At 54.3% G+C, this 6,462-nt stretch carries 5 protein-coding genes; all 5 read left to right on the forward strand.

Annotated elements, in window-relative coordinates; all coding sequences use genetic code 11:
• The first annotated feature begins 12 nt into the window (after nucleotides 1-12).
• Nucleotides 13-1,686 carry a GH39 family glycosyl hydrolase gene (locus tag ACYVBJ_RS13545; protein WP_460982837.1) on the forward strand — a complete coding sequence of 558 codons (1,674 nt, stop codon included), beginning with the start codon at nucleotides 13-15 and terminating at the stop codon, nucleotides 1,684-1,686.
• Nucleotides 1,687-1,706: 20 nt separating this feature from the next.
• Complete coding sequence (locus ACYVBJ_RS13550) at nucleotides 1,707-2,834, forward strand: esterase (protein ID WP_460982838.1); 1,128 nt, start codon at nucleotides 1,707-1,709, stop codon at nucleotides 2,832-2,834.
• Between the two features lie 67 nt (nucleotides 2,835-2,901).
• Nucleotides 2,902-4,065, forward strand: a complete 1,164-nt coding sequence (locus ACYVBJ_RS13555; RefSeq protein ID WP_460982839.1) for an alpha/beta hydrolase-fold protein — start codon at nucleotides 2,902-2,904, stop codon at nucleotides 4,063-4,065.
• Nucleotides 4,066-4,077: 12 nt separating this feature from the next.
• The gene (locus ACYVBJ_RS13560; protein WP_460982840.1) at nucleotides 4,078-5,157 is read left to right on the forward strand and encodes an alpha/beta hydrolase; all 1,080 of its coding nucleotides are present in this window, start codon (nucleotides 4,078-4,080) and stop codon (nucleotides 5,155-5,157) included.
• 51 nt (nucleotides 5,158-5,208) lie between these two features.
• A complete protein-coding gene (locus ACYVBJ_RS13565; protein ID WP_460982841.1) occupies nucleotides 5,209-6,327 on the forward strand; it encodes an alpha/beta hydrolase-fold protein in 1,119 nt (372 codons plus the stop codon).
• Nucleotides 6,328-6,462: the final 135 nt, after the last annotated feature.

Genomic DNA, 6,462 nt, shown 5'->3' on the forward strand with positions numbered 1-6,462 from the left:
TTTCCCTGACCCATGAATCGTTTCTCCTTACTTTGTTTTCTTCTGCTTTGCAGCCGAATGGTTTTCGGGCAGCCAGCGCCCGTATCGATTCGGGTGGACGCAGCAAAGCCTATTGGTGACATGAAGCCGTTCTGGGCGTTTTTCGGGTACGACGAACCGAATTACACCACCCGGAAAGACGGCCAGAAGCTGCTCACCGAGCTACAGCAACTCAGCCCCGTGCCGGTATACGTTCGGGCGCACAACCTGCTTACCTCCAAAGGCAATAGTCCAGGTCCTGACCTCAAATGGGGCTACACGGATGCCTACCGGGAAGATGCGAACGGCAAACCCATCTATACCTGGACGGTCGTCGACAGCATCGTGGATACGTATGTAAAGCGGGGGATGAAGCCCCTGATGGAAATTGGGTTTATGCCCAAAGACCTGTCGGCTAAACCGGAACCTTACGAACACACCTGGAGCCAGGGCGGAAACCTCTGGACGGGCTGGACCTATCCGCCCAAAGACTACGACAAATGGCGGGAACTGGTGTATCAGTGGGCCAGGCACAGCATCGACCGCTACGGCAGGCAGGAAGTGACAAGCTGGCTCTGGGAAGTCTGGAACGAGCCGGACATTGGGTACTGGTCGGGTACGTTCGACGAATACTGCAAGATGTATGACTATGCCGCCGATGGCCTGAAACGAGCCTGCCCCGAATGTACCATCGGTGGACCGCACACCACCAGTCCACGGAGCGAAAAGGCGTATAGCTACCTCACCCGGTTCATTGAACATTGCCTGCGGGGTAAAAACTATGCCACCGGAAAAACGGGCACGCCCCTGCAATACATTGGCTTCCACGCCAAAGGCAACCCGGAGTTTGTCGACGGGCATATCCGCATGAACATGGGTGTGCAGTTAAAGGACATTCAGCGGGCCTTTGAAGCGGTCAATTCATTCCCCGAACTCAAAAACATACCCATCATCATCGGTGAATGTGATCCGGAGGGCTGTGCCGCCTGCGCCGTAACCCGCGACCCCAAATACGGCTATCGAAACGGCACGATGTACTCCAGCTATACGGCTTCGTCGTTTGCGCGCATCTACGAGTTGATGGATCGGTATAAGGTGAACCTACGCGGGGCCGTAAGCTGGTCGTTCGAATTTGAAGATCAGCCCTGGTTTGCCGGTTTCCGCGATTTAGCCACGAATGGGATCGATAAGCCCGTGCTGAACGTATTCCGCATGTTCGGTAAAATGGGTGGCCAGCGCGTTGCGGTTCAGACTAACAACGGATTAAATGCCGCCGGCATCATCGCTACCGGTGTGCGGACCGCCAACGACGTCAACGCTATCGCCAGCAAAAATGGAAACTCAATCGGTGTGATGGTGTGGAACTACCACGATGACGATATGACTGGTCCGCCTACGCCAATTCAATTGACGATCAACGGTCTTGGTAAGAACAAAATACAGATTCGTCACTACCGCGTGGATGGGCAGCACAGCAACTCTTTCGAGACGTGGAAGTCGATGGGCAGTCCGCAACAGGTGTCGGCCGATCAGTATAAGACGCTGGAAAAGGCAGGTCAGCTTCAGGAACTGGGCCCGCCACTAACAAAAACGGTTGCCAACGGCAAAACGACGCTCACCTTCGACCTGCCCCGGCAGGGAGTATCCTTCCTTCAATTGACATTATGATTTCCTAAACAATGATAACTATGCCTAACCCTTTAACTAATCGCTTCTGGCTTGCCGGGGTCCTCTTCTGCCTGTATGGCGGGGCAATGGCTCAGCCGCCCGGCGGGCCAACGGTGGTGTCACCACAGGTTAACGCCGATAATTCGGTCACATTTCGGTTGCTGGCTCCGGCAGCCAAGGACGTAAAGCTGAACGCCCAGTTTGAGAAGTCTCCCGTTGCTATGACCAAAGATGCGCAGGGCGTCTGGAGCGTAACGACCGGGCCGGTAAAGCCCGATATGTATCCGTACAGCTTCCAGGTCGATGGTATTTCGGTAGCCGACCCCAAAAATGCAGCCATCTTCCCCAATGAAGGATTTCAGAACAGCCTGGTGGAAATAACCGGTTCAGCGCCCCTGGTGCATACCGTTCAGAACGTACCGCACGGCACCGTGTCGTACCGCATGTATAACTCCGCCGAACTGGGGCAGCGGCCCGTGGTGGTGTACACTCCGCCCGGTTATGAAACAAGTCCTAAAGCAACGTACCCCGTGCTATATCTGCTCCACGGCACAACGGACCTGGAAGAAACCTGGACCAAAGTGGGTCGCGCCAACATCATTCTGGACAACCTGATTGCGCAGGGCAAGGCCAAACCCATGATTATCGTCATGCCCTACGGACGGGCGTATCCAGTCATCAGCAAATCGTCGGGGAGCCTGCGAAACTGGGACAATCTACAGGAGTTTAAAAAGGATTTTCTGGGCAATCTGCTTCCGTTTGTCGAGAAGAATTACCACGTAAAGAAAGACAAAGACAGCCGTGCCATTGCCGGATTTTCGGGTGGAGGTGGCGAAACGCTCTATTTAGGCCTGAACAACCCTGACCTCTTTAGCTGGGTTTGCGGCTTTGCGCCCGGTATGCTCAAAGAAGAATTTGAGCGGAACAACGCCACCGCTTTTACCAACCCCGCCCAGACCAACCAGCGGATGAAACTCTTCTGGATCGGCGTCGGAAAAGACGATATGCTGTATCCGGTTATCAACGACTACCTGAAGGTGCTCGATGAAAAGAAAATCAAACACGAAACCCTGATTTCGGACGGCGGCCATACCTGGATGAACTGCAAGCTCTACCTGTCAACCATCGCCCAAAAGTTGTTCCAGTAAACCCTTAACACGTAGTGAATAGTCCGAACCACCAAACCTCTGGCAGTGTCATCATCCGTCCGAACCCATGATTAGAAAAACAAGCACCCGTCTATTGTTCCTCTGGGCAGTACTGTTCGTTGCCGGCCTGGCGCTGGCTCAACCGCCCCGCGGCCCACTGGTCATATCTCCGCAGATAAACACCGATAAGTCCGTTACGTTCCGCTATCTGGCTCCGCAGGCTAAAGCGGTGGAACTGAGCGCGCAGTTCGAGAAAGCGCCGGTTGCCATGACCAAAGATGCGCAGGGCATCTGGAGCGTAACCGTCGGCCCCGTCAAGCCCGACATTTACCCGTACAGCTTTCGGGTGGATGGCGTAACGGTCATGGACCCCGCCAACGTAGCGTTCTTTCCCAACGAGCGGTTCAAAGCCAGCCTGGTCGACGTACCCGGCGATACGCCCCTGATTCACGCCATGCGCGACGTACCCCACGGCTCCATTAACTACGAGTATTACCCGTCGATCGAAGGAACAACGGGTTCGCTGGTGGTCTATACGCCACCCGGCTACGATCAGTCGGCCTCGAAGAAGTACCCGGTCTATTACCTCATCAGCGGCACGACCGATACCGAAGAAACGTTCTTTAAAGTTGGCAAAACCAACCTGATTCTGGACAACCTCATCGCCGAAGGCAAAGCCAAACCCATGATTATCGTCATGCCCTACGGTAACGTAGCCGCGCGGATTGCCGAGCAAAAAGGCGGTTCCAAACCCGCCGACCCGACCGTACGGGATGGGGCCGATGCCGTAAAACGAGCCAACGATTTCACAACTGATTTGGTCAGCAAGGTTATCCCCTACATCGAAAAGAGCTACCGGGCTATTCCGGGTCGGGACAACCGGGCCATTGGCGGCTTTTCACGCGGAGGTGGGCAAACGCTCCGCACGGCCTTCAACCACATGGATAAGTTTGCGTGGGTGTGCGCGTATAGTTCGTACCTGTCGCCCCAGGAGATGGATGGCAACTTCAGCCAGATCGTGGCTAAGCCCGAGCAGACCAACAAGCAACTCAAACTGCTGTGGGTGAGCGTGGGGAGCGATGATTTTCTGTACAAAGGCACCGTAGAATTTATGGACTACCTGAAGGCTAAGCAGGTGAACTTTAAAAGCCTGATTACCGACGGTGGGCATACCTGGATGAACGTGAAAACGTACGTTGCCGCCACTACGCCACTGCTGTTCCAACAATAAACGCCTTCTTCCATGACCCGAATACTATATCTTCTGACCATCCTGACCGTAACGTCGTTATCGGCTCGTGCCCAGCAGCGCCCACCAGCCATCAGCTCGCCCGACGTGCATCCCGACCATAGCGTTACGTTCCGGTATTTTTCCCGAAACGCGAAGAAAGTAACGCTTAGCGGTGAGTTTCTGAAAGCACCCGTTGCCATGACCAAAGACACGTCGGGCATCTGGAGCGTGACCGTACCGCCCGTTAAACCGGACATTTATCCGTATAGCTTCACCGTCGATAGCGTACAGATCGCTGACCCGAGCAACACCTACATTTTCGCCAACGAACGCTTCAAACGCAGTATCGTTGACATCCCCGGCGACCAGCCGCTGGTGCATTCGCTCCAGAACGTACCGCACGGCAAAATCAGCTACCGCTACTACAAATCAGGTACGCTGGGCACAACCCGGCAGTTGCTGGTGTATACCCCACCGGGCTTTAACCCGAACGGCAAAACCAAATACCCGGTACTGTACCTGATTCACGGCGGCTCCGACACGGAAGAAACCTGGACCAAAGTGGGTCGGGCCAACCTGATCGCCGACAACCTGATTGCACAGGGCAAAGCCAAACCCATGCTTATCGTGATGCCTTATGGCAATGTGCGCCCGGCTCCCATGCCCGACTTCACCAAAGACATGGCGAACGACATCCTTCCATTCGTTGAAGCCAACTACCCGGTTATCAAAGAACCCAAAGGCCGGGCCGTAGCGGGCTTTTCGGTGGGTGGCGGTCAGACGCTGAACATCGGGTTTACGCACATCGACAAGTTTGCCTACATCTGTTCGTACGCGCCATTCACGGCTACCGAAGAGTTTCAGAAGAACTTCACAAACTGGTCTCCGGACGCCAACAAGATCAATAACCAGCTGAAGCTGTTCACCATCAGCGTAGGTACCGAAGACTTTCTGTATGAGCCGGTGAAAAAGAACATCGCCATGTTCGAAGAAAAGAAAATCCGCACGAAGAGCTACATCGTACCCGGCGGACATACCTGGATGAACTGCAAGCAATATCTGGCAACTACGTTGCAGGAGCTATTCAGATAAAGACCAATACACCCTATCTATTTACTTCTCAAATCATAAACTTTTAACAAAATGATTCGCAATACGTTAGCAACCTTGTTTGCCATCGCCTTATCGAGTGCCACCTGCTTGGCGCAGACCAGTCAATCGGCTATCGCCGAGGATTTCAAACCATCTACCCTCAACCAGCCGGGACAGGAATACCCGCAGGTCAATTCACAGGGTTACGCCCGATTCCGGATAAAGGCACCTCTGGCCGATAGCGTTCGGGTAAGCTTGGGGCTGGGTGGACGCGGAGGAACCATCCTCACCAAAGGGGAAGACGGCTTCTGGACCGGAACCACGGCGGGACCAATGGACGAAGGTTTCCACTATTACAACGTAACGATTGACGGCGGGAAGTTCAACGATCCCGGTGCCAAGAACTACTATGGTTCGATTCGGTGGGAAAGCGGCATCGAAATACCCGCTCACGACCAGGATTTTTACGCCCTGAAAGATGTACCCCACGGCCATGTCCAGCAGGTGCTTTTCCCGTCAAAAAGTACAGGCACACCCCGCCGGGCGTTCGTGTATACGCCACCGGGCTATGAGAAAGAAAAGTCGAAAAAATACCCGGTGCTTTATTTACAGCATGGCTGGGGTGAAGACGAAACGGCCTGGAGCAATCAGGGACATGCGAACCTGATCATGGACAACCTGATCGCCGAAGGTAAAAGCAAGCCGTTCATCATTGTGATGACCTACGGAATGACGAACGAAGTGAAATTTGGCAAAATCCGGGAGTTCAAAATCGACCCATTCCAGACGGTGCTGGTCGACGAGCTGATTCCTTACGTGGATGCTAATTTCCGCACCCTGAACAACCGGGACAACCGGGCCATGGCCGGGCTGTCGATGGGCGGCATGGAAACTAAAATGATTACGCTCAATAAGCCCGAAACGTTCGGGTATTACGGGCTCCTTAGTGGTGGTGTCTACGCGCCGGAAGACCTTAATGGCAAGGCCAAACCGAAGCTGGTTTTCATTAGCTGCGGCAGCAAAGAACGGCCCGATGGCGTGAAGAAATCGGCCACCGACCTGAAAGCCGCCGGGTACAACGCCGTTTCGTACGTTTCCGACAATACTGCCCACGAATTCCTGACCTGGCGTCGTAGCCTGCACGAAATGGCTCCGTTGCTGTTCAAGTAGTCATTTTTTGTTATTCCTCTTTGTCATCCCGAAGAATGACCGGGCCGCCGGAGCGGGGATCTTCCGTAGCCGGAGGGATTTTTATCCTCACCAGAAGATCCCCGCTCCGGCGGCCCGGTCATTCTTCGGGATGAC

This window comes from Spirosoma fluminis (genome assembly GCF_054778895.1).